Raw genomic sequence first — 2,647 nt, 5'->3', positions numbered from 1 at the left:
TGTGCCAGTGCTGTTCATGAACGGCGAATGGGACGAGTACACCGCCCCCGCCGATGCCAGGCTGTTCGCCGGCCATGTACAACACAGCACCTTCAGCACCCTTCAGGCCACCGGCCACTTCCTCGACATGGAACACAAAACCGCTTGCCAAGACAGCCGTAACGCACTGCTGGGCTTCCTGAAACCGACGCAACTCGAAAGCCGACCGCGTTACCAGTACGTCCAGGACCACCATGCATTTGCAATCTGAAACAGAGTCATCGCGAGCAAGTCCCGCCCTACTGTGTTGAACGCACTCCCGTAGGCGCGAGGCTTGCCCGCGAATGACCGCCAAGCGGTCCCTGTTTGTGTTTCACCCGACGCTAAAGCCATCGCGCATAAAGAAAAACTTCAAATCCGCGCTCACATCTGGTACAAAGTCAGCCGCTCTGAGCGGGTGTCGTATAATGGCATTACTCCAGCTTCCCAAGCTGATAACGAGGGTTCGATTCCCTTCACCCGCTCCAATCAGATTTCAGTCTCACGTCGTTTTTGACGGGGGATGCAAGTAAAGAAAAAACCGGCCTTGATGGCCGGTTTTTTTGTGCCTGGGGTTTGGTGGAATCGGGCTATGAGGCATCTCCCCTTTTTCGTCCGTTGTCCGCTGATCGATGAGTAAGTGCTCTCGGGGCGTTAGCGACTATCCTGAAATCCGTTAGCGTTTTTTTCGAAAAAAACGGATTTATTATCGAATTTCATCAAGCGTTAATATTTTCATATCTACGGAAATTAGCGTTTTCGCATATGATCGACGTTCTGTTAGCGTTTTTCTTGCCCCAGTAAAGGATTTCGTCAATGCAAGTCGGTTTCAAGACCCTCGCAAACCGTTACGACATCGCACTGGCACAGCCTCTACGAGTCGACTCGATGATCGGCACTGTACGTGTCAGTCGCGAAAGTGACGGCAATGTGGAGAACCGGTATCCGGTAAGCTATCGGCCCGCAGACGATTTCGCAGGACATTTCGAATTCGGCCTCAAGTACGAAGAGATCCATCTCGAGTTCTTCGCCCGCCTGTTTGCGACCATAGGTCCGCAGCCTGTCGAAGACTGGTGTCGACGGGAGCCATTCGGTCAGTATGCCCGTCGCACGGGATTCCTCTACGAATGGCTGACAGGGCAACGTCTGGATGTGCCAGACGTAACCAATGGCGGCTATGTTGATGTACTTTCGCCAAAAGATTACCTGACTCGTCGCGAGTCACTGCGAACTCGGCGTTGGCGAGTCAATAACAACCTGCCGGGGACGGCTGAGTTCTGCCCCTTGGTTCGTCGTACGGTGCCAGTGCAGGAGGCCCTGCAATTCGATCTACGCGAGGCATTGGATGAATTGGATCAGGCCTTTGGCCCCGACATCCTGATGCGTACCGCCAGTTGGCTGACGTTCAAGGAATCGCGCGCGAGCTTTCTCATCGAAAAGGAAGCCGACCAGGCCGATCGTATCCAGCGGTTTGCCCATGTCATCGCCCAGTACTGCGGACATATCAAAGACCCGTTGAGCAACGACAGCCTGCACTCCCTGCAAGCCGGCATTCTGGGGCGTGATGCCATTGGACTGGGCCTGCGGCGCTCTCCGGTGTTTGTGGGACAAGCCACGATGCGCGAGGACATCGTGCATTACATTGCCCCACATTTCGCGGATCTCGCTCAGCTATTGGCAGGACTCAACGAGTTTGAAGTTGCAACGCGTGGCGCGGAATCATTGGCACGTGCCGCTGTGTTGGCCTTTGGCTTCGTGTACATCCATCCCATGCGCGATGGCAATGGCCGGATTCATCGTTTCCTGATCAACGACACCCTGATTCGGGATAAGGCAGTGCCCGACGGCGTGATACTGCCGGTGTCAGCCACAATCACGAGCTCGATCGACTTCAGGGCCGGCTACGACCGTACGCTCGAAGTGTTCTCGCGACCGTTCATGCGACGTTACGCAGCGGCCTATCGGTTCGGCGAACTCGTGACCTACGAGGACGGGACTCGCAGCAACTTCATCTTCGATGAATACGAGGACGCGTGTTTCGCCTGGCGCTATCCCGATCTGACCGAACACGTCCTGTACACCGCACGTGTCGTCGAGCACACGATTCGAAAGGAAATGGCGGATGAAGCCAGAGTTCTGGTGATCTTTCAGCGAGCTCAGGAACAGCTGAAAGAGGTACTGGAAATGCCAGACCTGGATGCGAACCGCATCATCCGCTCCATCAAGGAGAACGGCTGGGTGGTGTCCGGCAAGCTAAAGAAAGGGTACCCGCAGCTTGAAGATGAGCGCATGGCGGAACGCGTTGTGGAGGCTGTGCGTTCTGCGTTTGAGGATCGAGAGATGGGTGCAGGCGAAGAAGGTTTTTTCGGCGAATCCGGGTAAGGCGCTGGGATGGATTAGAAAAAACGGTCTTGATAACCGCTTTTTTTACTCAGGATTTTGTCGAGTCGTGACCGGTCTAGCTGTTTGCTTATAAATAAATTCGTCACCTTTTTCCGTCACTTGTAGATAAAGGACTCCAGAGGTTTTTAGGAAAAGCGATATTTGAGCGAAAGGGAGGCGATAGTATTACCTTTCTATAAAGCTAGTTTTCCATTCTTTAAACCCAATGAATCCTAGGGGTTGGCAG

2 protein-coding genes and 1 tRNA gene are annotated in these 2,647 nt (G+C 53.9%); all 3 read left to right on the top strand.

The annotated features are described in order from the left end of the window. Positions 1-250 (top strand): alpha/beta fold hydrolase (locus AC1DLB_RS27200; RefSeq protein ID WP_477786022.1); only part of this gene is annotated, 250 nt, incomplete at its 5' end. 182 nt (positions 251-432) lie between these two features. Then, a tRNA-Gly gene (locus AC1DLB_RS27195) sits at positions 433-506 on the top strand. 328 nt (positions 507-834) lie between these two features. After that, complete coding sequence (locus tag AC1DLB_RS27190) at positions 835-2,400, top strand: Fic family protein (protein ID WP_413696403.1); 1,566 nt, start codon at positions 835-837, stop codon at positions 2,398-2,400. The last annotated feature ends 247 nt before the right edge of the window (positions 2,401-2,647 follow it).

It is taken from the genome of Pseudomonas sp. 05N434 (assembly GCF_056396965.1).
This window is presented reverse-complemented; position numbering and strand designations above follow the sequence as displayed.

Excerpts from the sequence above, each read along its gene's own strand:
- AC1DLB_RS27190 (WP_413696403.1), top strand. The coding sequence starts at position 835 with ATGCAAGTCGGTTTCAAGACCCTCGCAAACCGTTACGACATCGCACTG.